Annotated in this window: 19 protein-coding genes and 4 pseudogenes; 1 reads left to right on the forward strand and 22 read right to left on the reverse strand. The window is 72.2% G+C overall.

Going from position 1 to position 22,883, the window contains the following annotated elements:
* Positions 1-82: 82 nt before the first annotated feature.
* The 16 genes and pseudogenes from hypE to ACTWQR_RS40755 all read right to left on the reverse strand — a co-directional run bounded on the left by hypE (position 83) and on the right by ACTWQR_RS40755 (position 15,160).
* Positions 83-1,117, reverse strand: coding sequence for a hydrogenase expression/formation protein HypE (hypE, locus tag ACTWQR_RS40680; RefSeq protein WP_443232353.1), 1,035 nt, complete (start codon positions 1,115-1,117; stop codon positions 83-85).
* Between the two features lie 5 nt (positions 1,118-1,122).
* Positions 1,123-2,226: a hydrogenase formation protein HypD gene (gene hypD, locus ACTWQR_RS40685; protein ID WP_443232294.1), complete on the reverse strand. Its 1,104-nt coding sequence runs from the start codon at positions 2,224-2,226 to the stop codon at positions 1,123-1,125.
* Positions 2,223-2,740, reverse strand: a pseudogene (locus tag ACTWQR_RS40690) (CBS domain-containing protein). Before ACTWQR_RS40690 ends, hypD begins: the two are co-directional and overlap by 4 nt.
* An 18-nt stretch (positions 2,741-2,758) precedes the next feature.
* Positions 2,759-4,091 (reverse strand): annotated as a pseudogene (locus ACTWQR_RS40695) (Ni/Fe hydrogenase subunit alpha).
* Positions 4,088-4,820 (reverse strand): annotated as a pseudogene (locus ACTWQR_RS40700) (oxidoreductase). The pseudogenes ACTWQR_RS40695 and ACTWQR_RS40700 overlap by 4 nt, the downstream one beginning before the upstream one ends.
* 1 nt (position 4,821) lies before the next feature.
* Positions 4,822-5,640, reverse strand: coding sequence for an FAD/NAD(P)-binding protein (locus tag ACTWQR_RS40705; protein WP_443232295.1), 819 nt, complete (start codon positions 5,638-5,640; stop codon positions 4,822-4,824).
* Complete coding sequence (locus ACTWQR_RS40710; protein WP_443232296.1) at positions 5,637-6,095, reverse strand: Crp/Fnr family transcriptional regulator; 459 nt, start codon at positions 6,093-6,095, stop codon at positions 5,637-5,639. The genes ACTWQR_RS40705 and ACTWQR_RS40710 overlap by 4 nt, the downstream gene beginning before the upstream one ends.
* Positions 6,092-7,273 (reverse strand): 4Fe-4S dicluster domain-containing protein, encoded by a 1,182-nt coding sequence (locus ACTWQR_RS40715; protein ID WP_443232297.1) that lies wholly within the window; start codon positions 7,271-7,273, stop codon positions 6,092-6,094. Before ACTWQR_RS40715 ends, ACTWQR_RS40710 begins: the two co-directional genes overlap by 4 nt.
* A 463-nt stretch (positions 7,274-7,736) precedes the next feature.
* The gene (locus ACTWQR_RS40720; protein ID WP_443232298.1) at positions 7,737-8,348 is read right to left on the reverse strand and encodes a V-type ATP synthase subunit D; all 612 of its coding nucleotides are present in this window, start codon (positions 8,346-8,348) and stop codon (positions 7,737-7,739) included.
* Complete coding sequence (locus ACTWQR_RS40725) at positions 8,345-9,766, reverse strand: V-type ATP synthase subunit B (RefSeq protein WP_443232299.1); 1,422 nt, start codon at positions 9,764-9,766, stop codon at positions 8,345-8,347. Before ACTWQR_RS40725 ends, ACTWQR_RS40720 begins: the two co-directional genes overlap by 4 nt.
* Positions 9,763-11,526 (reverse strand): V-type ATP synthase subunit A, encoded by a 1,764-nt coding sequence (locus ACTWQR_RS40730; RefSeq protein WP_443232300.1) that lies wholly within the window; start codon positions 11,524-11,526, stop codon positions 9,763-9,765. Before ACTWQR_RS40730 ends, ACTWQR_RS40725 begins: the two co-directional genes overlap by 4 nt.
* On the reverse strand, positions 11,523-12,050 hold the full coding sequence (locus ACTWQR_RS40735) for a hypothetical protein (protein ID WP_443232301.1): 528 nt from the start codon (positions 12,048-12,050) through the stop codon (positions 11,523-11,525). Before ACTWQR_RS40735 ends, ACTWQR_RS40730 begins: the two co-directional genes overlap by 4 nt.
* The gene (locus tag ACTWQR_RS40740; RefSeq protein ID WP_443232302.1) at positions 12,047-12,274 is read right to left on the reverse strand and encodes a hypothetical protein; all 228 of its coding nucleotides are present in this window, start codon (positions 12,272-12,274) and stop codon (positions 12,047-12,049) included. Before ACTWQR_RS40740 ends, ACTWQR_RS40735 begins: the two co-directional genes overlap by 4 nt.
* Positions 12,275-12,277: 3 nt before the next feature.
* Complete coding sequence (locus tag ACTWQR_RS40745) at positions 12,278-12,694, reverse strand: ATP synthase subunit C (protein WP_124443558.1); 417 nt, start codon at positions 12,692-12,694, stop codon at positions 12,278-12,280.
* A gap of 2 nt (positions 12,695-12,696) precedes the next feature.
* Positions 12,697-14,190: a V-type ATPase 116kDa subunit family protein gene (locus tag ACTWQR_RS40750; RefSeq protein WP_443232303.1), complete on the reverse strand. Its 1,494-nt coding sequence runs from the start codon at positions 14,188-14,190 to the stop codon at positions 12,697-12,699.
* Positions 14,177-15,160 carry a V-type ATPase subunit gene (locus ACTWQR_RS40755; RefSeq protein WP_443232304.1) on the reverse strand — a complete coding sequence of 328 codons (984 nt, stop codon included), beginning with the start codon at positions 15,158-15,160 and terminating at the stop codon, positions 14,177-14,179. Before ACTWQR_RS40755 ends, ACTWQR_RS40750 begins: the two co-directional genes overlap by 14 nt.
* On the opposite strand from ACTWQR_RS40755, the gene ACTWQR_RS40760 reads away from it, so the two are divergent.
* Positions 15,087-15,962, forward strand: coding sequence for a CBS domain-containing protein (locus ACTWQR_RS40760; protein ID WP_443232305.1), 876 nt, complete (start codon positions 15,087-15,089; stop codon positions 15,960-15,962). The genes ACTWQR_RS40755 and ACTWQR_RS40760 overlap by 74 nt on opposite strands.
* Positions 15,963-16,322: 360 nt before the next feature.
* Here ACTWQR_RS40760 and ACTWQR_RS40765 read toward each other — a convergent pair whose 3' ends face one another.
* The 6 genes and pseudogenes from ACTWQR_RS40765 to ACTWQR_RS40790 form a co-directional block, all read right to left on the reverse strand.
* A complete protein-coding gene (locus ACTWQR_RS40765) occupies positions 16,323-16,568 on the reverse strand; it encodes an acyl carrier protein (RefSeq protein ID WP_443232306.1) in 246 nt (81 codons plus the stop codon).
* Between the two features lie 2 nt (positions 16,569-16,570).
* Positions 16,571-18,055, reverse strand: coding sequence for a 2-oxo acid dehydrogenase subunit E2 (locus tag ACTWQR_RS40770; protein ID WP_443232307.1), 1,485 nt, complete (start codon positions 18,053-18,055; stop codon positions 16,571-16,573).
* A 2-nt stretch (positions 18,056-18,057) separates the two neighbouring features.
* Positions 18,058-18,596, reverse strand: a pseudogene (locus tag ACTWQR_RS40775) (transketolase C-terminal domain-containing protein).
* Positions 18,597-18,598: 2 nt separating this feature from the next.
* Positions 18,599-19,684: a pyruvate dehydrogenase (acetyl-transferring) E1 component subunit alpha gene (gene pdhA, locus ACTWQR_RS40780; RefSeq protein WP_443232308.1), complete on the reverse strand. Its 1,086-nt coding sequence runs from the start codon at positions 19,682-19,684 to the stop codon at positions 18,599-18,601.
* Positions 19,681-21,471 (reverse strand): acetate--CoA ligase, encoded by a 1,791-nt coding sequence (acsA, locus tag ACTWQR_RS40785; RefSeq protein ID WP_443232309.1) that lies wholly within the window; start codon positions 21,469-21,471, stop codon positions 19,681-19,683. Before acsA ends, pdhA begins: the two co-directional genes overlap by 4 nt.
* A 304-nt stretch (positions 21,472-21,775) precedes the next feature.
* The gene (locus tag ACTWQR_RS40790) at positions 21,776-22,804 is read right to left on the reverse strand and encodes an alcohol dehydrogenase catalytic domain-containing protein (protein WP_443232310.1); all 1,029 of its coding nucleotides are present in this window, start codon (positions 22,802-22,804) and stop codon (positions 21,776-21,778) included.
* Positions 22,805-22,883: the final 79 nt, after the last annotated feature.

Here is a 22,883-nt window from a genome sequence, read left to right on the forward strand (position 1 = left end):
ACCGGTACGTTCTTCCGGTCGCGCACGCCTCTCGCTTCTTGCGCTCGGCTCCCTCGTTGTGCCCGACGGGCGGGGTCAACACTCAGCAGATGCGCGGGAGTTGCTCGCCCAGTGGCATCTCCACCACCCGCCGGGCGCCGACCAGCGTACGCAGGGTCACCTGGCCGCTCACCCCATGGCGCAGAACCTCACCGATGCGTACGGCGCCCGTGCCCTCGGGGAGCGAGCGCATGACCGCGAGTGCCTCGTCCGTTGCGGAGGGGGCGAGGAAGGCGACCAGGCAGCCCTCGTTGGCGACGATGAGGGGGTCGAGGCCGAGCAGGTCGCACGCGGAGGCCACGGCTTCCGGCACCGGGACGGCGCTTTCGTCGATCTCGACGTGGACGGAGGAGTCACGGGCGATCTCGTTGAGCGCCGCGGCGAGTCCGCCGCGGGTCGGGTCGCGCAGGGTGTGGACGTGGCAGTCGAGCGGTGCCAGGGCGCGTACCAGGCGGTGCAGGGGCTGACTGTCCGAGGCGATGTCGCTTTCGAAACCGAGTCCTTCGCGAGTGGAGAGCACGGTCGTGCCGTGCAGCCCGATCGGGCCGGAGAGCAGGACCGAGTCGCCCGGACGGGCGTGCGCGGCGGACGGGCGCAGCGCCCGGTGCCGCTGCCCGATGCCGGTGGTGTTGATGAAGATCTTGTCCACCGCGCCGCGGCCCACGACCTTGGTGTCGCCGGTGATGACGGGGACGTCGGCCGCGCGAGCGGCCTTGCCCAACGACTGGAGCACAGAGCGGAGTTCGGACAGCGGCAGACCCTCCTCGACGATGAGAGCGACTGACAGGGCGAGCGGCCAGGCGCCGCGCATCGCGAGGTCGTTGACCGTGCCGTGCACGGCGAGAGAACCGATGTCGCCGCCGGGGAAGAACAGCGGGCTGACGACGAAGCTGTCGGTGCTGACCACCAGGTCGGGGTGGCCGGGCAGCAGCGCGGCGTCCTCCAGCGGTCCGCTCTGGCCGTCGAGGGCCGGTAGCACGAGGGTGTCCAGGAGCTCGCCGGTCAGACGCCCTCCGGCGCCGTGACCGAGCAGCACGAGCTCGTCCTCGTGACGGGGAGCGGGACACTCGATGTTCATGGGGTTCATGGCCTCGACACTTCCTTCGTGCGGCCGGCGGCGTGGAAGGCGGCGCAGGTGCCCTCGGTGGAGACCATGGGCGCGCCGAGCGGGTGACGTGGGGTGCAGCGGGTGCCGTAGGCCGTGCAGTCGGTGGGCAGCCGGGCGCCGGTGAGGATGGCGCCGGCGATGCACTCGGGATCCTCGGCCGGTCGCAGGCCGCCGACATCGAAGCGGTCGGCGGCGTCGAACCGCTGATACGCGTCGGCCAGTTCGAGGCCGCTGTCGGGCAGGGTGCCGATGCCGCGCCAGGCCCGGTCGGTGACGCGGAAGACCCGGGCGATCGCGTCCTGCGCCTCGGTGTTGCCGGAGCGGCGCACCGCCCGCAGGTACTGGTTCTCGACCTCGCAGCGTCCATGCTCCAGCTGGGCCGTCGCCATGAGGATGCCCTCCAGGAGGTCGAGCGGTTCGAAGCCCGTGACCACGATCGGCACCCGGTGGTCGGCGGCGATTGGTTCGTACTCGCGCCAGCCCATCACCGCGCAGACATGCCCGGCCGCCAGGAAGGCCTGTACCTCGCAGTCGGGGTCGTTGAGCAGGGCGGTCATCGCGGGCGGTACGAGGACGTGGCTGACGAGCAGCGAGAAGTTCGGCAGGCCCAGGCGGGCGGCGTGCAGCACGGCCATGGCGTTGGCGGGCGCGGTGGTCTCGAACCCGACGGCGAGGAAAACCACCTCACGGTCCGGCCGGTCCCGGGCGATGCGGACCGCGTCCATCGGCGTGTAGATGACCCGTACGTCCGCGCCGTGCGCCCGAAGTGACAGCAGGTCGGTGTCGGAGCCGGGCACTCGCAGCATGTCGCCGAAGCTGGTGAAGATGACGCCGGGGCGCGCGGCGATGGCCATCGCCCGGTCCAGGGTCTCCAGCGGGGTGACACACACCGGGCAGCCGGGTCCGTGGATCATGCGGATGCCTGCGGGCAGCAGTTCGTCGATGCCCTGCCGGACCAGCGTGTGGGTCTGGCCGCCGCAGACCTCCATGATCCGCCAGGGCTCGGTCGCGGTGCGGCGCAGCTCGGCGAGGAGCTGCCGGGCCAGCGCCGGATCGCGGTACTCGTCGAGGTACTTCATTGTGGATGCCCCTGTGGTTGTCCCTCGGGCTTCCCCCGAAGCGGGGAGTCGGGGGAAGCCGGGCTGCCGGAGAGGTGGCACTGCACGTCGACGACACCCTCGACGGCACGCACCGAGCGGGCGGCCACCGGCACCAGCGCGATGTCGCCGATCCTGCCGGCGAGAGTGGCGTCACCGTGGATGGTGACGGTCGGCGAGGTCATCAGCTCCACGGTGGTCACCGCCCCCGCCTTCGCCAGGTCGGAGAGCTTGCGCAGCTGGGTGATGGGGGTCCCCCGGGCGAGCGGAGCCGGGACTGGGGGAGGTCGGGGTCGCTGTCGCGGAACTCCTCCTTCGGCAGCAGATCGGCCTCGGAGACGATGCCGATCACCCGGCCCTCGCCCACCAGCACCGGAACGGTGCAGACCTTCCACTTATCCATGGTCCTGACGATCTCCTTGAACGCGGCGTCGCGACTGACGGCCACGACGGTGCGCGTCATCACATCGCTCATGCTGTGCGGGCTGCCGTGCATGGTCTCCTCCTCGGGTGGTCATGTGCGGTCGACGGTGAGGTCGAGGAAGTGGGTGGCGCAGGAAATGCACGGGTCGTGGTTGCGGATGGCCCGCTCGCACAGGTGTGTCAACTCCTCGTCGGTCGCGTCGTGTTCGCTGATCGCCGCCCGGGCGATGCGGAGCAGGTCGTCCTCGATCGCGCCCTGGTTCTGTGCGGTGGGCGGTACGAGGCGGGCGTCCGTGACGGTGCCTTCGGCATCCAGCCGATAGCGGTGGTAGAGCAGGCCGCGCGGTGCCTCGGTCGCGCCGTGGCCCGTGCCCGCGGCGGGCGGTACCTCGATGTACGGACGAGACGGGGGCTCGTACGCGTCGATGATCCGCAGCGCCTCGTCCACCGCGTACACCGTCTCCACGGCCCGGACGAGGATCGAGCGGTAAGGGTTGCGGCAGACGGCCCCGTTACGGGGGTCGCCGAGCCCTGCCTCGCGGGCCGCCGCCAGCGCAGTGACCGAGAGCCGCCTCCCGCTGATCGCGAACCGGGCCAGGGAGCCGGTGAGATGACGGCGTCCGTCGAGGCGGGAGTGCAGGGCGGTGGAGTGGGGCAGATGTTCCTCGCGGACGTGGGCCAGGAACTCACCGAGGGGGAAGGCAGCGGTGGTGCCGTCGGTGCGCAGCACCGTCGGGGTCCCGGTCTCGATGGCGTACGTGCCCGGGGCAGCCAGTGCGAAGAGGTCTGCGTCGACCTCCGCGTCGGGGAAGTCGAAAGCCCGCGACCCAGTGCACGGTCTGCCAGGCGTCGTCGGCGGCACGGCGCAACTGTTCGGCCAGCGGGCGCAGTTCGGCGGGCGTGGGTGCCCGGTGGAAGCCGCCGACGCGGACGTTGACGGGGTGGATCGCGCGACCGCCGAGGAGTTCGAGGATCGCGTTGCCCGCCTGCTTGAGTCGCAGGCCCCGCTCCACATGGGAGCGGTGGGTGCGGGCGAGGTCGATCGCGCTGTCGCAGCCGAGGAAGTCGGGGGCGTGCAGGAGGTAGATGTGCAGCGCCTGGCTCTCGATCCACTCGCCGCAGTACAGCAGCCTGCGCAGGTCGCGGATGCCCTGGCCGACGGAGACACCGCAGGCGTCCTCGATCGCCGCGCACGCGCTCAGCTGGTAGGCCACCGGGCAGATCCCGCAGACGCGGGCGGTGATGTCGGGCGGTTCGGTGTGCGCCCGGCCGCGCAGGAACGCCTCGAAGAACCGTGGCGGTTCGTAGATCCGCAGCCGGGCCTCCTCGACTCTGCCGCCGTCGACGCGCAGATGCAGGGCGCCCTCGCCCTCGACACGGGCGAGTGAGCCGACGTGCAGGACGCGGGAGCCTCGGTGGGTCACGTCTCCTCCTCGGTCTGTGCGAAGGCCGCGACGTTGAAGGTGCGCAGGAAGCGTTCCGTGTCGCGGTCGTCCATGCCGTCGCGGTGCAGCAGCGGGATGAGTGCGGGCAGGTTGACCGAGCCGGACGGCCCGAAGCAGCCGTAGCAGCCGCGTCCGTACGCCGGGCAGAGCGCCCCGCACCCGGCGTGCGTCACCGGGCCGAGGCAGGGCGTGCCGTGTGCGACGGTGACGCAGACCGTGCCGCGGCGTTTGCACTCGAAGCAGACGCTGTGGTTCGGGACGTCGGGTTTGCGGGCAGCCGCGCAGTTCGAAGTCCACGTCGATGTGGGCCGCGACAGGGGTTGAGGTGGCGAGGGTGTCGATGTAGTCGGGGCGGGCGTAGACGGTGCGGCGGAACTCCTCCACGTCTGCGAAGTTCCGCAGGGCCTGGATGCCCCCGGCGGTGGCGCACGCGCCGATGGTCACCAGGAAGCGGGACTGCGCGCGGATCTCCCGTATCCGCTGCGCGTCGGCGGACGTGGTGATCGACCCTTCGACGAGTGTGAGGTCGTACGGGCCCGGCCGCACGTCACTCGACGCCTCCAGGAAGTGGGCGATGTCGATGCGCCCGGCGAGGGCGAGGAGTTCGTCCTCGCAGTCGAGGAGGGTGAGCTGGCAGCCGTCGCAGGACGCCAGCTTGAACACCGCGAGCGTGTGCGCGTGTGCGGGTGTGTGCACGGGTCCGGTCATGTCACAACTCCCGTACCAAGAGCAGGGATTCCGCCCGGTCCCAGCCGATCACCGGGCCGTCCCGGCACAGCAGGACACCGCCCAGCTGGCAGTGGCCGCAGTGCCCGGTGGCGCAGCGCATGTTGCGCTCCAGTGAGACCCGGATCCGGTGGGCAGGCAGGCCGCGGTGGAGCAGGTCGCGGGCTGTCGCGCGGATCATCGCCTCGGGGCCGCAGATGAAGGCCGTGGTGTTGTGCGGGTCGAACCGGGCGTCGTTCAGCAGGGAGGTGACGACGCCGACGCGGCCGCGCCAGGCGGGGGCCGGTCGGTCGACGGTGATCGCGCAGTGCAGCGGGCTGTGGGCCGTCGTCCAGGCGTGCACCTGGCGGGCATAGAGGACATCGTCCGGAGTGCGGGCGCCGGCCAGGAGATTCAGCCGCCCGTACGCGTGCGGGGCGGCCAGTGCGTCGAGCACGAGCGGGCGCAGCGGGGCCAGACCGATGCCGCCCGCGACGACCAGGACGTCCTGCCCGTGCGCCCGTTCCAGCTCCCAGCCGGTGCCGAACGGTCCGCGCAACCCGACCTGGGCGCCTGGCCGGAGCGCGCACAGCGCGGCCGACACCGCCCCGACGGAGCGGACCGTGTGGACGAGTCCGTAGCGGTCGATGCGGGACACCGAGACGGGGATCTCGCCGACCCCGAAGGCGTACACCATGGCGAACTGCCCAGGGCCGAAGAGCGCGAGCGTCGCCGGGCCCGCCGGTGCGAGAGTGAGGGTCACCGTGTCGGCCGTCTCGCCGTGCACCTGGGTCACCTGGTACGGCACGGGGATGTCGGTCATGGCCGGCCGCCGCTGCCGTAGGGGGCGTACAGGTCGAGCAGCCGGGTGCGGGCCGCGTGCAGCCGGTGGGCGAGCACCTGGCCGACCCAGAACGCGATCGTGCGGCCGAACTCGGGGTCGCCCGCGCACATCGCCCGTACCGTTGCCGCGTCGAACTCCCAGGCTCGTACCGGATGCGTGGCCTCGGCGCCCAGTTGCCATACGTAGGGCGGGAAGTGCCAGGACCAGCCGACCAGTTCGCCGTGTCCGAGTGTCTCGATGACGGCCGCCCGGCGACCGGGTACGTGCAGGTCGAGGGCGACGACGCCGGTCCGGACGACCCAGAACCGGTCGGCCCGCCGGCCCTCGTCGAACAGGCGGGTGCCCGCCTCGAAGGAGACCTCGCGGGCAATTCCCATCAGCCGCTCGCGGTGCTCGGCCGGGAGGACCGTGGTCATCATGGTGAGAGACGTCATCGCTCCTTCTCCCCTTGCTCCTGTGTCTTCTCGTGCTCCTGCCGTCGCAGCCGGGTTTCGAGCTCGTCGTGCAGCGCAGAGGCTTCCTCGGTGATGTCGATGCCGACGGGGCACCACGCGATGCAGCGCCCGCAGCCCACGCAGCCGGTGCTGTCGAACTGCTCGTGCCAGGTGGAGAGCTTGTGGGTGAGCCACTGCCGGTAGCGACCGCGCGGCGAGGAGCGCACCGGGCCGCCGTGGAGGTAGGAGAAGTCCAGGTCGAAGCACGAGTCCCAGCGCTGCCAGCGCTCGGCGTGGTCGCCGGTGAGGTCGGTGACCTCCTCGGTGGTGGTGCAGAAGCAGGTGGGGCAGACCATGGTGCAGTTACCGCAGGTCAGACAGCGGTCGGCGACGTCGTCCCACCGCTCGGCCTCCAGGCTCTCGCCCATCAGGGCGCGCAGGCTCACGGGCGGCATGGCTCGGCCCATCCGGTCCCGGGCGGCGTCCACCGCGTTGCGGGCCGCCGTTTCCGTCTCGGGGTCGGCCGGGTGGTGGGGGATGCGGGCGAGTACGTCGCTCCCGGCCTCGCTGCCGACACGTATCAGGAAGCGGTGCCCGGCCTCGTCCACGATCTCGGTCAGCGCGAGATCGAAGCCTGTGTCGGCTGCCGGGCCGCTGCCCATGGAGACGCAGAAGCAGGTGGCTCCCGGTTCGGTGCACTCGGCGGCGATCAGGAACGCTCCCTCTCGTCGCTCCCGGTAGCCGCTGTCCTGGTAGCGGCCTCCGGTCAGAACCCGGTCCTGGATCGCGATCGCGCGCAGGTCACAGGGGCGCACGCCCAGGAAGGCGTACGACGGCTGCTCCGGCCGCTCCGCCGTGACGGAGAGGTGTCCGTCGGCCGTACGGTCGGCGCTCCACAGCTTCTCCCGCTGCGGGTGCAGGAACGTCTTCCAGGACTGCGGGCCCGTGGTGTGCGCGAATGCGGCGCCGTCCTCACGGGGGACGAGACGGTAGTGACCCGCCTCGACTCGGGTGCCCCAGCCGAAGGGCAACTGGTCGGCCGAGTCGAGCTCGGCCAGCACCACAGCGCCGTCCCGCACGGTCGGACCGACGACCGTGCGTCCCTGAGTCGTCAGGGTCTTGATGAGGGCGTCGAGGCCGTTCCTGTCCAGGACCGCGGTGGCCGGGCTGACTGTCATCGTTCCCCTCCGGAAGCCGTGGGGCTGTCATTCCCAGCGTGGGCGCGGGCCACGGGAGGCGCTACGGGCCGCCCGGACCCGGGCGGGGGTCGTTCGGCCCCAACGTGCGGTGCGCTCTCCTGCACCGCCGGGCCGAGGGCACCGCACGTCCTCGCCGCCGGGCCGAACAACACACCGCAGTCGTGTGCGGGCCACCGGCGGTGCGCGACTGCATCGACCGAACCCTCCCGCGGGACCGCTGTGGCACCCTCCTCCGGAGAGCACGTACTCGTCAGGTGAGGTGGCTGGAGGCCGAGGACTGTCCTCCGTAAGGACAGTCCTCAGTAAGGAAGGAGACGCCCAGACGGCGTCCGACGGTCGGGGGGCTCCGGCTGCCGCGGAGTTCGGGAGCACCTGACCACCTGTATCCGCTTCATGATGGTCACCTCCCGATGCGTCGTCCACGGTCTGGAGATCCCGTCGGCTACTGCCGAGCAGCCCAGCGCCGCCGGACGCTGTCCTCGTGCTCGGCCTGCTCCAAGGCCAGGTCACTCCGGTCCAGGGCCTCCCGCAGGCGGGGGATCCAGTGGCGCCGCAGGGCACGGACCCGGTGCCGGGTGCTGCTGACCTCCGCGCCTACCAGCTCGGCGGTGGCGTGGGCCGCCGCGTACTCGGCTGCGGCGCGCACGGCACGGCCGTAGGCCGCCTCGGCGTGCACGAGGGCCGTGTTGGTGGGAGCGGCGGCGGTGGGCGGACGGGAGGGTACGGATGTGGAGACCGCCGCCGGATGGCGTACTCCCATGGAGGTGGTCCAGTTCACCGTGACCTCGGCGGGGCCGATGCCTGCTGCGGCCGAGTCGAGGGCCTGTTCCCCGCCCAGGAGCAGTCCGCGCAGCAGCCAGCTCTCGGCCTCGGACAGGAGGTCCCGCCAGGCCCGCCCGGCTGCCTCCTCGGCGCGTAGCAGCCGCTGGTGCTCGGAGCGGAGGATACGCAGCTTCTGTTCCAGCAGGTCGGCTCCGCGCTCGGCGACGTCGAGGCTGTGCCGTAGGCGCAGGCGTCCCGCACGACCGGGCGGCGCAGAGCGGGCGCCGGTCATCGGGACGCCTCCGCGCCCGGGGCGTCCTTCGCCCCGTGGGCGTCGAGGAGGGAGACGGGGAGCATGGAGAGCTGGCTGCGGGGCAGGGTGAGCAGGGCCCGCCAGCCGCGTTCCAGCGAGGCGTCGAGGCCGCGAGGTTCGTCGCTGCGCTGGTCGGCGAAGTCCCTCAGGAACGCCTCCTCGAAGTCCAGGTAGCGGCGGTCGGTGGGGCTCAGCGTCGCCTGGCCGACCAGGTCCGCGAGATCGCGAATCTGCCGGGCCCGGGCCAAGGAGGCCAGCAGCTGCGCCGCGACGTCGAGGTGGTCGTCGCGGGTACGTCCGGGGCCGGCGCCCTTGCGCATCAGCCGGGAGAGGGAGGACAGGGCGTCCAGCGGCGGATACACGCCCCTGGCATGTACTGAGGGCGAGAGCACGATCTGGCCCTCGGTGATGTACCCGGTCAGATCCGGCACGGGGTGGGTGATGTCGCCCGCGGGCATGGTGAGGACCGGCAGCACGGTGACCGAGCCGGGCCGTCCTCGGATGCGTCCGCAGCGTTCGTACAGGGAGGCCAGGTCGCTGTAGAGGTAGCCGGGGTAGGCGCGGCGGGCTGGGATCTCCCCGCGGGCGGCGGAGACCTCGCGCAGGGCTTCGGCGTACGCGGTCATGTCGGTCATCACCACGAGGACGTGCCGTCCTTCGGCGAAGGCGAGGTGCTCGGCGACGGTGAGCGCGATCCGCGGGGTGAGGATCCGCTCGATCACCGGGTCGTCGGCGGTGTTCAGCAGCACGACCAGTTCCCCGGCCGCCGACCGTTCCTCCAGGGCGGCGCCGACGAAGGAGGCGTCGGCGTGGGTCAGTCCCATGCCCGCGAAGACGACGCTGAACGCCTCACCTGCGGCAGTGGCCTGGGCGGCGATCTGGGCGGCCAGTTCCAGGTGCGGCAGCCCGGCGACGGAGAACACCGGTAGCTTCTGCCCCCGTACCAGCGTGGTCAGGGCGTCGATGGCCCCGACACCGGTGAGCACCGGCTCGGACGGGGGCTCGCGCCGCACCGGGTTGATGGGAGCGCCCCCCACCTCGGCGGCGTGGGAGCCGAATACGGGCGGGCCGCCGTCGAGGGGCTCGCCCCGGCCGTTGCAGACGCGGCCGAGCCAGTCCGTGCCGACCGGGACGCGCAGCGGGCTGCCCGAGAACGCCGCGCGGACGCCCTCCGGGTCCATGCCCGCGGTGCCCTCCAGCACCTGGACGACCGCCAGGTCGCGGTCGGCGTCCAGGACCACGCCGTGGCGCCGTTCGCCCGAGGCGAGGGTGATGCGTACGTACTCGTCCCAGCCGATCCCCGAGACGCCTGCGACGATCGCGAGTGGTCCCCGGAGTTCACGCACCGCCGTGTACTCGATCGCACCGGACAGGCTCAAGGATCCCGACGGGTTCATGGGCGCACCGCCCCCAGCCTGGCCAGCATGGTGTCCCGCCGCGCCGCCACCCCGGCAGCGTCGTGCGGACCGGTGTCCTCGCGGGCGCGCAGCAGCGGACCGAAGTCGACCTCCTCGACCGAGGCCGCCGGGACACCGGAGTCCACCAGCTCGCGGCAGCGATCGGCGACCGCCAGGACGGCGTCGGCCAGCGCGGCCGTCTTCTCCGCGCCGCAATACGCGTCCCGCTCCGACAGCGCGCTCTGCTGCAGCACGCCCTCCCGGATCAGCCTCCCCGCGAGCACACTGATCCGCTCCCGCGCGGGCAGGGCGGCGATCCCGATCAGATCCACGAGATCGGCCAGCCGGTCGGCCTCCGCCAGCACGGCTCCCACGCGGTCGCGGCGCCGGTTCCACGCCGGATCTCCGGCCGCCCGGTGCCCGGCGGCCAGGACCGGGACGTCCCGGGAGAAGGACCCGGCCCAGGAGACCGCCGGGTAGTGGCGGGCGTAGGCGAGGTCGCGGTCGAGGGTCCATAGGCAGCGGACGAAGCGTTCGGTGTGCGCGGTCACCGGTTCGGTCATGTCCCCGCCCGGCGGGGACACCGCGCCGATCACGGTCACCGAGCCCTGGTCGCCGCCGAGAGTGGTCACGGCGGCGGCCCGCTCGTAGAAGGCCGCGATGGCGGAGGCCAGCCCGGCCGGGTAACCCTCCTCGGCGGGCAGCGCGCCGGTACGGGAGGCGAACTCGCGCAGCGCCTCGGCCCACCGGGAGGTCGAGTCGGCGATGACGACCACACCCAGGCCCATGTCCCGGAAGTACTCGGCGACCGTCATCCCTGTGTACACGCTCGCCTCGCGGGCCATCATCGGCATGTTGGAGGTGTTGGCGATCGTTACGGTGCGGTCCGCGAGGCGCCCGCCCGTGCGCGGGTCCTGGAGCTCCGACAACTCGGTGATGACGTCGGCCATCTCGTTGCCGCGCTCCCCGCAGCCGACGTAGACGATGACGTCCGCGTCGCACCACTTGGCGATCTGCTGCAGCAGCACCGTCTTGCCGGTGCCGAAGCCACCGGGCACCGCCACCGTGCTGCCCCGGGCCACTGGGAAGAGCAGGTCGATCACCCGCTGGCCGGTGTTCAGTGCCTCGTGGCTGTCGACGCGCTCCCGCACCGGGCGAGGGCGCCGCACCGGCCACAGGGCGCCGACGGTCACGTCGGTGCCGCCCACCGCAGCCACCATGGCGTCCCGCGGGTGGTCCCCAGCCTCGGCGATCTCCTCGACTGTGCCCCCGCCGCCCGGTGGCGCGAGGACCTTCACCCGCAGGGGTCCCGCGTTGCGGATCTCTCCGAGCGCCTGCCCCTCGGTCACCTGCTCGCCCTGCGCCACCAAGGGGGAGAAGGACCAGCGGCGTTCCTCGGCTGCGGCCCGCTGCGCGCCGGTCAGCAGCCAGTCGCCGGCCCCGGACAGGGGGCGCAGCAGGCCGTCGAAGATCCCGCCGAGCAGCTCCGGACCGAGCCGCACCGACAGCGGACGGCCCTGGGGCAGCGCCGTCTGCCCCGGAGTGAGGCCGCCGGTGTACTCGTACGCCTGGACGGTGACCACGTCACCGCTGATGGCCACGACCTCGCCGGGCAGCCCGGCGGGGCCTATCGAGACCAGGTCGTACATCGCGATGCCGCTCGTGTACTCCATCTCGACCAGCGGTCCGGTGACGCGCAGGATCCGGGAGGCCGACTGCCGGTCGGTCGGCCGTCGACGCGTCTCAGCGGCTTCCGTCACGGCTCCCACAGGCTCCGCACCTCCGCTCCCATACGGTCCAGCGCGCGGTCGGCCAGCGCGGTCAGCGAGAGGTCGACCCGCCTCCCCGGCATCCGGGCCACCACACCCCCGTCGGCGTGCTCGCTCACCTCGGCGCCGGCACCGAGGAGGACACGGGCCCGGTGCTCCAGCCGCTCCCGCAGGGACGCGAAGCCATCGGTCCCGCGCAACTCCCGTACGCGTTCGGCGGCCTTGCGGCGCAGCTCGTCGTACGACTCCCGGCGGGCGGCGAGGGTGCGGGACCTGGCCTCCCGCCGAGCCCTGACGAGGAGGTCACGGGCGGCATCCGCGCCGTCGGACTCGCCCTGCCCGCGGGCCTCGTCGAGGATCGCTCGGGCCTCGGCGCGGGCCTGGTCGAGCAGGGCTGCGGCCTCCCGCTCGGTGCGGGCGAGGAGCGCTTCCGCATCGGCGTGAGCGGCCCGCAGCAGCTCTTCCCGGACGGGCCGCAGTGCGTCCGTCGTCTGGTCGGGGGCCGGGGTCGTCATGGCGGCATCACGGCGGTCAGCGGGCGGCGGCCTCCGACCGCCGCGGAATCCGACTCCAGGGCCTCGGCCGCAGTGGGGGTGAGGATCACCAGGTCGATGCCGTCCGGCAGGCTGTGCCAGATCCGGCGTACGTCGTCGGGGCCGTCGGCGATGAGGACGGCCGCTCCGGCCAGGGCCAGACCGGCCACACGGGCGCGTTCTCCGATGGCGGCGACGGTGCCCATGGGTCACGCCTTCCCGATGAGGATGACCGCGACGACCAGCCCGTAGATGGCGATGCCCTCGGCCAGGCCGACGATGACCATCGCCCGGCCGAAGAGTTCTGGCCGCTCGCTGAGCGCCGCGAGGGCTGCCGCACCGGTGTAGGCGACGGCGATGCCCGCCCCGATCGTCGCCCCGGCCACCGCGATCGCGGCGCCGATCAGGGCGGCGGATCCGGAGCCGGACTCCTGTGCCGTCGTGGTCGCGGCCTGCGCGGATCCGCCGCTGAGCGCCAGGGCCAGCACCACGGTGGCGGCCACCAGGAGCACGGCGTCGGCGGCGACCATCCACCACAGGGCCGTGCGGCCCGAGCGCCGCAGCACAAGGCGTACGGCGACGAATCCCGCGACGATGACGGGCAGGGCCAGGAACCAGGCGATCACGATTACTCCTCCCTCGCCGGGCCTTGTCGGACAGGCTCCGCTGTTACGGGCGGCGCGGCGGCAGTGGCTGAAACCGCGATGTGCTCCACGGGCAGGTGCCAGGGCCTGAAGGGGCGGCCCTCGCCCTCGAAGAGCCGGGAGAACAGTTCGTAGAACTCCAGCCGCAGCGCCTGGACACCCGCCACCAGCGCCTCCAGTGAGAAGGCCAGGGCATTGCCGAGCAGGAAGACGAGCACCGCCGCGACGACGGCCACCGGGCCCCGGCCCGCCAGCGCCGTTGTGCCGTCCCAGACGATCGCGCCGAGCGCCGCATGAGTGAGGCCGAAGGCCGCGAGCCGTGCGAAGGAGACGACGTTGGAGCCGATCCGCACCACCGCGTCGAAGAGCTGGATGCCGGTCTGTACGGCGCCGCCCGGACCGCCCGCCGTGGTCGCGTACAGCCCCACCCCGGCCAGAGCCAGGCCGACGACGGTGATCGCGGCCCCCACGACGCCGTACGCCGCCTGGCCGAGCCACACATACCCGGCGATGACGGCGAGACCGAGGTAGAGCGCCGCCCCGGCGATGCCGGTCGTCGCGTACAGGGCCGCCGCCGGTCCGCCCTCCCGCCACCGGTTCACGATCCCCGCGGCGTAGGCGACGGCGAGCAGCACGGCGCCGAGCCCGACGGCGGCGACCAGCAGTCGCATGGGCTCCTCCAACGGTTCCAGCCACAGCACCGGCAGCACCCCGGTCGGGCCGAAGAACTCGCCGTACGCCACACCGGCCACGGTGGCGGCCAGCCCGGCCCCGGCGACGAAGGGCCACAGCGGACGCAGCGCTGCGAGCCGGCGAGGCCGTCCCGCCCGGAGCAGGAGTGCGATGGCGACCAGCAGCAGCCCGTGCCCGGCGTCGCCGAACATCAGGCCGAACATCACCACGTAGACGATCCCGGCCGCCATCGTGGGGTCGAGGTCGGCGTAGGGCACGGTTCCGTACGTCGTGACCAGGGGTGTGAACGAACGCCGCACGGTCGTCGCCGCATACCCCGGGGGAACCGTGCCCGTTCCGGTCAGCAAGGTCGGTGGATCGACACCGCGCGGGGTCCGCAGCGGCACCAGCGCGCCCCCGGCACGGGCGATGCGCGCCGCCGTGGCGCCCACCGCCGTCTCGGGGCACCAGCCGGCCAGTGCCGCGATCGCACCGTGCCGGACCGCGCTGCCGAGCCGTTCCTCCAACTGCGCCTCACCCGCCAGCAGGTCCGTCCGGCCCTCGCGCTCCAAGGCGTCCAGATCGGGCGCAGCCTCGCTGAGAACGGGTTGTGCCGGCTCGGCGCGCAGCCGCTGCAGGTGGGTCGCCGCCGGCCCGCGGACATCCGGCCCGCCGTCCCCGGCCAGGTCGATCTCGACGCAGCCCGCCCCGGCGATTCGCACCAGGCTCTCCCTCAGCGCCTGCTCGGGGGCCACGATGGCCACCCTGCGCATCCGGACCGGGACCGCCGCCTCAGCCCGGAGCATCGAGCACCTCCGCGGACCAGTCCCCGGGTCCGCCGCCCCGGGCGGCCAGTTCCAGCGCGCCGCGGGTCTGCCACGCATCCGCGGACAGCAGCGCCACGGCCCCCACCACCGGCTGCGGCCCGAAGTGGGACCGGCGCAGCAGTTCCCGGCCGTCCCGCTCGACCGCCTCCCACCACCGTCCCTCCGCCCGCCACACGTCCGCCGCCTCGTCGATGTCCTTCAGCAGCCACTGCGCCGTGGCCGGCAGCGCCTGCCGGAAGTCGGCGTACGACCCCGCCCTCACCGCTCGCGGGCCGAGCAGGCGGGCCGCCCGACGGGCGGAGACGTCCGGCATCCGGCGGCCGACGACGAACACCTCACGGCCGAACAGCAGGGCGAGCCGGGCCGCCGCCCATCGAGCCGCGTCGGGAACGGCGGTCGCGAGCCGTAGGGCGGCGGAGACCCGCATGCCGGTGGCGACCGCGGCCGGGGAGTCGCCCCCGGGGTCGCCCCAGACGGAGGCCGCCAGCGCGGAACGCAGCTCCGACGGCGTACGGGTGCGGGCGAGTCGCGTCCAGGCGATCGCCAGCGCGCCCAGGCGGTAGGGCGGGGGGTGGAGGCGTTCCATACCCGCATGCCGCGGTTCGACCGGGGCGGGGCTGGGGGTTTCGGCCGAGAGGGAGCGCAGGTGGTGTTCGGTGTTGGAGATCTCGAATCCGGCGGCCAGTGCCCGGATGGCATCGGTGCCGGTGGCCGGTTGCCAGCCGGCGAGGACCCGCAGATGCCACAGCAGAGTCGCCGAGACCGCACGCTGGGCCTCGGCCGGGGTGGCGCCGGGGGTGACGTCGTGCCGGTACGCGGTGGCCGCCAAGTAGCGCAAGGCGTCATCCAGCGTCGGGGACCCGGCCACGTTCCGGATGCCGTCCGCGCCCAGGCACCTGGTCCGCAGAGCCCGTGCCCGGGTCACACCGGCCACCCATCCGGCTCCCATCACGGACCACCCTCCTGGCGCCTTCCGCGTCCCGGAGCCGTGTGAGGTGCCGGTGCGGGTGGCGATTCCTTCTCCGCCACGAGGTCCTCCAGCACTAGTGCGAGCACACGATCGGCGAGTGGGGACGTCCGGGTCCGGTTACGTTCGCGTACGGCGGTTGCCTCGCGCTCGGCCGCAGCGCGCAAAGCCGCCGCCTCGCCCTCGGCGGCACGCAGCACATGCTCGGCCGTGCGCGCCCGTACCGGACGGGCCTCCTCACGGGCCTCTGCAGGTTCCGGCGGTCTCCGTCCCCGGCGACATGCCGTTCCTGGACGTGGCCCACACCCTCGCCCGCGAGCAGTTGAGCGCCGTGCCGGTGGTCGACGCCGACGACCACGTGATCGGTGTCGTCTCGGAGTCGGATCTCCTGGCCAAGGCCGCCGTCATGGCGGAACCGCACCGGCACGGACCTGTCGGCAGGCTGCGGCAGCACCGCCTGTACGAGAAGAGCCACGGGGACACGGCGTCCACCTTGATGACCTTCCCTCCGGTCACCGTCCACCCGGCGGAGCAAGTGGCGGATGCCGCGTGGACCGCCGCTCACGCGCGGCTGAAGCGGCTGCCTGTGACCGAACATCGCGGTCGGCTGGTCGGTGTGGTGAGTCGGCGAGATCTGCTGCGGGCGCTGATCCGGGACGATGCCGAGATCCGGGCCGAGGTCGAGTCCGTGGTGGGTCAGTATGTGCTGGATCCGCGCGCTGTCGAGGTCGCCGTGGAGAACGGGGTGGTGACGATGGCGCGGCGCCGGCGAGTGCGACGATGAGGGCTTCGTCGTGGACGTCGAAGGGCTGCCCGTCGCGCCGCTCGGCGACGTAGAGGTCCCCCCAGCGACGGCCACGACGACATGGCCATCCTTGCCCTTTGCACCCCGCGCGCCTGACAAAGCACCTCAAGCAGGCACCCGGGGAATCGGGCCCACCAAGCGACGCCGGTCACGGACGCGGCCCGGAGGCCCCGAGACAATCACCACTGACGCCAAGGCGCGACTGTACGCCGCTCCGGACTTCCCACTTCCTCCATCCGCGTCGGTCGTTCACTGTGCACAGCAGCCGCGGTGGGGGCGGCGCCCACCGCGGGCGGCTGTTCCGTTGTTCCCTGCGGCCGTGGCATCCACGGGCGCACGTCACCGGGTGTGGGCGACGAGGAAGTCGGCGCTGCCGGACAGCGTGGTGAGCCGGGGCGTGTCCTCGTCCTCGATGCGCACGCCGGACCGTTCGCTGAGGACCTCGACAAAACTCAGGAAGTCCAGAGAATCCATCTCCAGCACGTCACGGAACGCGTCGTCGGGTTCCAGCGCGGCGACATCGGCGTTGGGGATGACGGAGGAGATCGATTCCCTGACCATGTCCAGTGCATCGGTTCGGTCCATGTTCACAACTGCTCCGGGTTCTGCAGGAGGCGGGCGACCGCCGTGAGGTAGCGAGCACCGACGGCACCGTCTGTCGCCCGGTGGTCGGCCGAGAGGGTCGCCGTGACCACGGGTCGCACGCCCAGCAGGCCGTCGACGGCGCACGGCCGGTCGGCCACCCGCCCGAAGCCGACCAGGGCCACCTGCGGCGGGTAGATCACACCGAAGACGGTTTCCACGCCCTGGTCGCCGAGGTTGGTGACCGTGATCGTGGCGTCGGACACCTCGGAACCACGCAGCCTGCCTGTGCGGGCCCGGGTGACCAGATCCTTCAGGGCGCTCATCAGTTGGGTGAGTGTCAGTGTGTCGGCGTGATGCAGCGCGGGGGCGACGAGCCCTCCGCCGCGCAGGGACACGGCCACGCCGAGGTGGACGCCTTCGCCTGCCATGAAGTGGTCATCGGTCCAGAAGCCGTTGAACTCCGGGACCTCACTGGCCGCCAGGGCCGCCGCCTTGAGCAACAGGGCCGCGGGGAGCAGCCGTTCACCGACCGGGCTGCGCCGGTTGTGCTCGTGCAGCCAGGCCATCGCGGCGGCCATGTCCGCGGTCGTGGAGAGGTAGTAGTGGGGGATGTCCCGGTTGGCGCGGGTCACCAGGCCGGCGATCGCCTGGCGCATGGCCGCCGCCCGGTGGTCGGAAGGACGGGCGGCAGAAGGCCGTACCGCGGAAGGACGTACCGCGGGGGCGCCCGCGTACGCGGGCCCGGCGGCCCCCGCCGGGCCCGGGGCTGCCTGGCGTACGTCCGCGGCACGGACGACCGACTCCCTGCCCGTCCCCGTCACTGTGGCCAGATCGACGCCCAGTTCGGCGGCGAGCCGCCGGGCGAGCGGGGTGGCCCGCACGCGTGGCGGCCGAGCAGTGGCTCGGGCGGCCGCCGCTTCCTCGACATCGGTGCGGGTGACGCGGCCTCCTGGTCCGGAGCCGTGCAGCGTCTCCAGGTCGACGCCGCTCTGCTCCGCGAGGTGCCGGACCAAGGGGCCCGCCTCGATGTGGCCGCGCTCCCGAGCGGCGGACGGCGCCGACACCAGGACCGGGGCGGGTTCGGGTGGCGGGGATGGGGCCTCGGAGGGCTCGCCTTTCTTCGGTACGTGGCGGACAAGTCGTCGCTCCGCCGCCTTCTCGGCTTCCGTGGGGCCTTCGGGCTTCCTGACCTTCCCAGGTTTCCGGGCTTCTTGCGGCTTTCCCGCTCCTTCCGGTTCCCCTGGCTTCTCCGCCGTCGGCCCAATGAGCGCGAGCGGCGTGCCCACCGGCACCGTCGTGCCGGGCTCGACGATTAGCTCCGTCATGGTCCCGGTTTCGAAGCACTCCACCTCGATCGTCGACTTCGCGGTTTCGACGACCGCGACCGGATCGCCCTTGTGCACGAGGTCACCGGGCCCCACCAGCCATTCCAGGAGCGTGCCCTCGTCCATGTCCGCGCCGAGGGACGGCATGGTGAACTCGGCCATGATCAGTGCACCGCCCGTTGGACGGCCGCGACGATGTCGGCGGTCTGCGGCAGGGCGGCCTCCTCCAACTGCCGGGCGTACGGCATGGGCACCTCGGCGCTGCACACCCGCTCGACGGGTGCGTCAAGGTCGTAGAACGACCCTTCGGCGATGCGGGCGGACACCTCGGCGGAGAGGCTTCCCGTACGCCATGCCTCGTCGATGACCACCGCACGGTGAGTACGGGCCACGGAAGCGGTGATGGCCGCGTCGTCGAGGGGACGGAGCGTGCGCAGGTCGATCACCCGATGGGCCGCAGCCCGGCCAGGGCGGCGCCGATGCCGGCGCCCACGAACGCGGACTCCGACAGCGGGGTGTCACGGACGCGTTCGGGTCCGAACTCCTCCAGCAGGCCGAGGCTGACGCCGAAGCATCCGCCGTAACGGCCCACGTCCTCGCCCATGAGGAAGACACGGTCGTCGGAGCGCAGGGCCTCCCGGAGCGCCTCGCGCATCGCCTCGCGGTATGTCGTCTTGGCCTCTTGCGTTCCGCCGGCGCCCATGGTCAACTCACCGCCTTCGCCGAGGAACTGGTGACGTGGCGGAGCAGGTGCTCGACCGGCTCCTCGGGTGCCTGTTCGGCCGCTTCGACGGCGTGGTCGATCTCGTCGGTGATCCGCTGCTCGATCCGGGCGAGTTGCTTGTCACCCAGCTCACCGTTCTCGCGCATGCGGTCCATGAGAAGGCTGATCGGGTCCCGGGACTTCCACTGCTCGATCTCCCCCTTCTCGCGATACCGGTCCGGGTCGTACATGGAGTGAGCACGGAAGCGGTAGGTGCGCAGTTCCAGGAAGTGCGGTCCAGTGCCGGCCCGGATGCCCTCGACGGCCCGCCTGGCGGCATGTTCGACGGCTTCGACGTCCATGCCGTCCACGGCCCAGGCGACCATGCCGTAGGAGGCGGCGCGCATGGCCAGGTCGGTCTGTGCCTCGTGCCGCTCCAGGGCCGTGCCCATGGCGTAGAGGTTGTTCTCGCAGACGAGCAACAGGGGCAGCTTCCACAGGGCCGCCAGGTTCGCGGTCTCGTGGAACTCGCCCTCGGCGAAGGCTCCGTCGCCGAAGAAGCAGCAGGTGACATTGGCCTGTCCGCTCATGTGGTCGGCGAGGGCGAGACCGGCGGCCAAGGGGAGCCCGCCGGCGACGATCGCGTTGCCGCCGTAGAAGCGGCGGCTCGCGTCGAACAGGTGCATGGATCCGCCCCGGCCGCCGCTGCACCCGGTGGTCCTGCCGTACATCTCGGCCATGACGGCCTCGGCCGTGATCCCGCGAGCCAGGGCGTGGCCGTGTTCGCGGTACGTGGAGACGACCGCGTCCTCGGGTGTCAGTACCTGGTTGACGCCGACGGCGACGGCCTCCTCGCCGATGTAGAGGTGGACGAAGCCGCGGATCTTCGCGGCGCTGTACAGCTCGACGCATCGCTCCTCGAAGCGCCGGATGCGCAGCATCGCCTCCAGCTGGCCCGTCCGGTGTCCGGCGGCCCCTCGCCCGGCGGGAGATGCGGTGCTCGCGTTCCGATTGGCCGTCGCGGTTCTCTTGGCGGACCTCGGTGCCGCCGAGTCCTTCCGTGTGCGGGTGGGGCGGGCCGCGCTCATGCCGATCCCTCCAAGGTCGACAGGTCGCCCGTCGGCAGGCCGAGTTCACGCGCACGCAGCAAGCGGCGCATCACCTTCCCGCTGCGGGTCTTGGGCAGGTCCTGGTCGAACGCGATCTCCCTCGGCGCGACGGCGGGGCCCAGCTTGCGGCGGCCGAAGGCCAGCAGCTCCCGCTCCAGATCCGAAGTCGGCTCGACACCGGGGCGCAGCGATACGAACGCCTTGACGACGTTCCCGGCGACCGGGTCCGGCCGTCCGATCACCCCGGCCTCGGCCACCGACGGGTGCTCCATCAGCGCGCTTTCCACCTCGAACGGGCCGATCAGATGCCCCGCCGACTTGATGACGTCGTCGGCCCGCCCCACGAACCAGTACCAGCCGTCCGTGTCCCGGCGGACCAGGTCTCCGGTCAGGTACCAGCCGTCCGCGAACGCGGCGTCGTAGCGCTCCTTGTCGTGCAGATAGCCGCGGAACATCGACGGCCATCCCGGTCGCAGCGCCAACTCGCCCTCGACGCCAGGGCTTTGCACCTGAGTGACCCTGCCGTCGGTGACCAGTGCACGGCCGTCCTCGCCCTGCTTCAGCACGGTCGCGTCGACGCCGGGCAGCGGACGTCCCATCGAGCCGGGCCGGATCTCGCAGGCCGCGAAGTTCGCGATCATGATGCAGCCGGTCTCCGTCTGCCACCAGTTGTCGTGCACCGGCAGGCCCAGCACGTCCCGGCCCCAGACGACGGCCTCCGGGTTGAGGGGCTCGCCGACGGAGGCGATGAAGCGCAGGGCCGACAGGTCGTAGGAGCGCGGCAGGTCGTACGGGCCATGTCGCGGGGTGGCACGCATGAGCATGCGCAGGGCCGTGGGGGCGGTGTACCAGACGCTGACTCGCTGTTCCCCGAGGGTTCGGTACCAGCGCCGGGCGTCGTAGTCGCCCTGGTCGACGACCAACGTCACGCCGTGGATGAGCGGGGCGATGATTCCGTACGACATGCCGGTGACCCAGCCGGGGTCGGCGGTGCACCAGTACACGTCCTCGGGGTGCAGGTCGAGCGCGTACGCGGCCGTGGCGTGGTGGGCGACGACGGCCTCATGGACGTGGACCGCGCCCTTCGGGGTGCCGGTGGTTCCGCTGGTGAAGTGCAGCAGGGCCATGTCGTCGGGCGAGGTCGGCGGGACGGTGAAGGTGTCCGGGGCGGCGGACATCAGCTCGTCGAAGGACGCGGTGCCGGGCAGGTCATCCGCGCCGGGTCCGACGATCAGGATGTGCTTCAGCCCGGGAACCGACGCTCGGCGCTCGGCGACCTTGCGCCGGTAGAGGGCCGCGGTGGTGACCAGGACCTGTGCGTCGCCGAGCCTGAGCCGCTGCTCCACCGGGTCCGGGCCGAAGGCGGAGAAGAGCGGGCAGAGCACGCTGGTGTTCTTCAACGTGCCCAGCACCGCGGTGTATAGCTCAGGACAGCGGCCGAGCAAGGTGAACACGTGGTCCCCGTGCCCGACGCCGAGGGAGCGCAGGACGTTCGCGAAGCGGGCCGTACGGCGGGCCAGTTCCGCATAGGTGACGGTCGAGACGGAGTCGTCACGGGCGACGCACCGCAGCGCGACCTTGTCCGCGTGGTCCGAGGCCGCGTGCCGGTCGACCGCCTCGTGGGCCATGTTGACCCCACCGTCGGGCAGCCCGGCCAGCGCGCTGCGCGCCTGCGACCAGGTGAAGGCGGAGCAAGCCCGGTCGTAGTCGGTGAGACAGGGCGGCACGACCGGTGCGGTGTCCTTGCGGATGGTTTCCCAGTGCATGGGTGCTCCTCCCGGCACTGCCCTGATCTCCAGAGTCGCCGAGCACGGCGTCGGCCGCACTTCGACCGGAGGAGGCGGCCCGATGGGACGGGCGGCGGCTCTCTGCCGGCGTTCATGGAGCCGGGGGCCGCCCACTTCTTGCGGGCCCGAATTGCACGGTGCGCGGTTTCACTCCGCTTCGCCGTGTCTCCTTGTGGCCCTCGGCTCAATTCCATAGAACCGCCGCTCATCGGCAGGTTGTAGGGCCGAACGGCCCGGAACAAGGGGCCGACCGACCCGTTCGGACCTCTGTCGGCCGGTCGGTTCACTCGCGGTGCAGCACGACTTTGAGAGCGCCCGTGGTGGTGCCGTGCGAGAACACCTCGTAGGCGTCCTCCATCCGATCGAGTCCGAAGGTGTGGGTGACCAGCTGTGAGACGTGCAGGTGTCCGAACCTCACCAGCTCCAGCAGCCACGGTATGGAGTATGTGTCCACCTGGCCGGTACTGATCGTCACGTTCTTGCGCCACAGGGATTCGAGATGCAGTGTGACCGGTTTGCCGTGTGTGCCGATGTTGGCGATGTGCCCCCCTGCGCGGACGGCGCGGGTGCACAGGACGAAGCCGTCCGGTTCCCCCGATGCCTCGATGACCACGTCGGCCCCCGGTCCCTCGGACAGTTCGGCGATCACCTTCCCCGGTAGTTCGGCGGCATCGGGCCCTATACGGGCGGCGGCTTCCAGCCGGGCGGAGGACAGGTCCACCACGATGATCCGGCGGGGCGAGTAGAGCCGCGCGGCGACGACGCAGGCGAGCCCGACGGGACCCGCGCCCACTACGACGAGGGTGTCTCCCGGGCCCACGTGTCCGTTTCGCACGCCGACTTCGTAGGCCGTGGGGAGGACCTCGGCGAGCAGGACGGCGTCATCGAGCGGGAGGGAGGAGGGCCGTCGGTGGGTGGAAAAGTCGGCGAAGGGGACCCGCACGAACTCCGCCTGGGTTCCGTTGATCAGATTCCCCAGAATCCATCCACCGCCCTCGCGGCACTGTCCGCGCGTGGTGTCACGGCACGCCGGACAGTGGCCGCAGGCCGAGACGGACGACACGATCACCTGGTCCCCGGGACGCAGGTGGTGGACGTCGCCGCCGACCTCCATGACCTCGCCGACGGCCTCGTGGCCGAGGACCGTCCCCGGCTTCACCTCGGGCAGGTCTCCACGCAGGATGTGCAGATCGGTGCCGCAGACGGTGGTGGCGTCGACGCGCACGACGGCGTCGGCAGGGTCCTCGATGGCCGGATCCGTGACCGTGTCCCAGGAGATCTGCCCGGGGCCGTGGTAGACGAGTGCTCGCATGGTCACCCACTCCCTGGCTGACTCGGCCGGTTCTCTCCACCGTCGCTCTGGGAGTACGGCAGGGCAACCGGGGACATCA

This window comes from Streptomyces sp. 2A115, assembly GCF_052245575.1.
GTDB lineage: Bacteria > Actinomycetota > Actinomycetes > Streptomycetales > Streptomycetaceae > Streptomyces.

What these genes read in the sequence shown, in the direction of transcription:
- hypE (WP_443232353.1), bottom strand. Translation starts at nt 1,117, where the DNA reads ATGAACATCGAGTGTCCCGCTCCCCGTCACGAGGACGAGCTCGTGCTG.
- hypD (WP_443232294.1), bottom strand. Translation starts at nt 2,226, where the DNA reads ATGAAGTACCTCGACGAGTACCGCGATCCGGCGCTGGCCCGGCAGCTC.
- ACTWQR_RS40705 (WP_443232295.1), bottom strand. Translation starts at nt 5,640, where the DNA reads ATGACCGACATCCCCGTGCCGTACCAGGTGACCCAGGTGCACGGCGAG.
- ACTWQR_RS40710 (WP_443232296.1), bottom strand. Translation starts at nt 6,095, where the DNA reads ATGACGTCTCTCACCATGATGACCACGGTCCTCCCGGCCGAGCACCGC.
- ACTWQR_RS40715 (WP_443232297.1), bottom strand. Translation starts at nt 7,273, where the DNA reads ATGACAGTCAGCCCGGCCACCGCGGTCCTGGACAGGAACGGCCTCGAC.
- ACTWQR_RS40720 (WP_443232298.1), bottom strand. Translation starts at nt 8,348, where the DNA reads ATGACCGGCGCCCGCTCTGCGCCGCCCGGTCGTGCGGGACGCCTGCGC.
- ACTWQR_RS40725 (WP_443232299.1), bottom strand. Translation starts at nt 9,766, where the DNA reads ATGAACCCGTCGGGATCCTTGAGCCTGTCCGGTGCGATCGAGTACACG.
- ACTWQR_RS40735 (WP_443232301.1), bottom strand. Translation starts at nt 12,050, where the DNA reads ATGACGACCCCGGCCCCCGACCAGACGACGGACGCACTGCGGCCCGTC.
- ACTWQR_RS40740 (WP_443232302.1), bottom strand. Translation starts at nt 12,274, where the DNA reads ATGGGCACCGTCGCCGCCATCGGAGAACGCGCCCGTGTGGCCGGTCTG.
- ACTWQR_RS40750 (WP_443232303.1), bottom strand. Translation starts at nt 14,190, where the DNA reads ATGCTCCGGGCTGAGGCGGCGGTCCCGGTCCGGATGCGCAGGGTGGCC.
- ACTWQR_RS40760 (WP_443232305.1), top strand. Translation starts at nt 15,087, where the DNA reads ATGCCGTCCGCGCCCAGGCACCTGGTCCGCAGAGCCCGTGCCCGGGTC.
- ACTWQR_RS40755 (WP_443232304.1), bottom strand. Translation starts at nt 15,160, where the DNA reads ATGGGAGCCGGATGGGTGGCCGGTGTGACCCGGGCACGGGCTCTGCGG.
- ACTWQR_RS40765 (WP_443232306.1), bottom strand. Translation starts at nt 16,568, where the DNA reads ATGGACCGAACCGATGCACTGGACATGGTCAGGGAATCGATCTCCTCC.
- ACTWQR_RS40770 (WP_443232307.1), bottom strand. Translation starts at nt 18,055, where the DNA reads ATGGCCGAGTTCACCATGCCGTCCCTCGGCGCGGACATGGACGAGGGC.
- pdhA (WP_443232308.1), bottom strand. Translation starts at nt 19,684, where the DNA reads ATGAGCGCGGCCCGCCCCACCCGCACACGGAAGGACTCGGCGGCACCG.
- acsA (WP_443232309.1), bottom strand. Translation starts at nt 21,471, where the DNA reads ATGCACTGGGAAACCATCCGCAAGGACACCGCACCGGTCGTGCCGCCC.
- ACTWQR_RS40790 (WP_443232310.1), bottom strand. Translation starts at nt 22,804, where the DNA reads ATGCGAGCACTCGTCTACCACGGCCCCGGGCAGATCTCCTGGGACACG.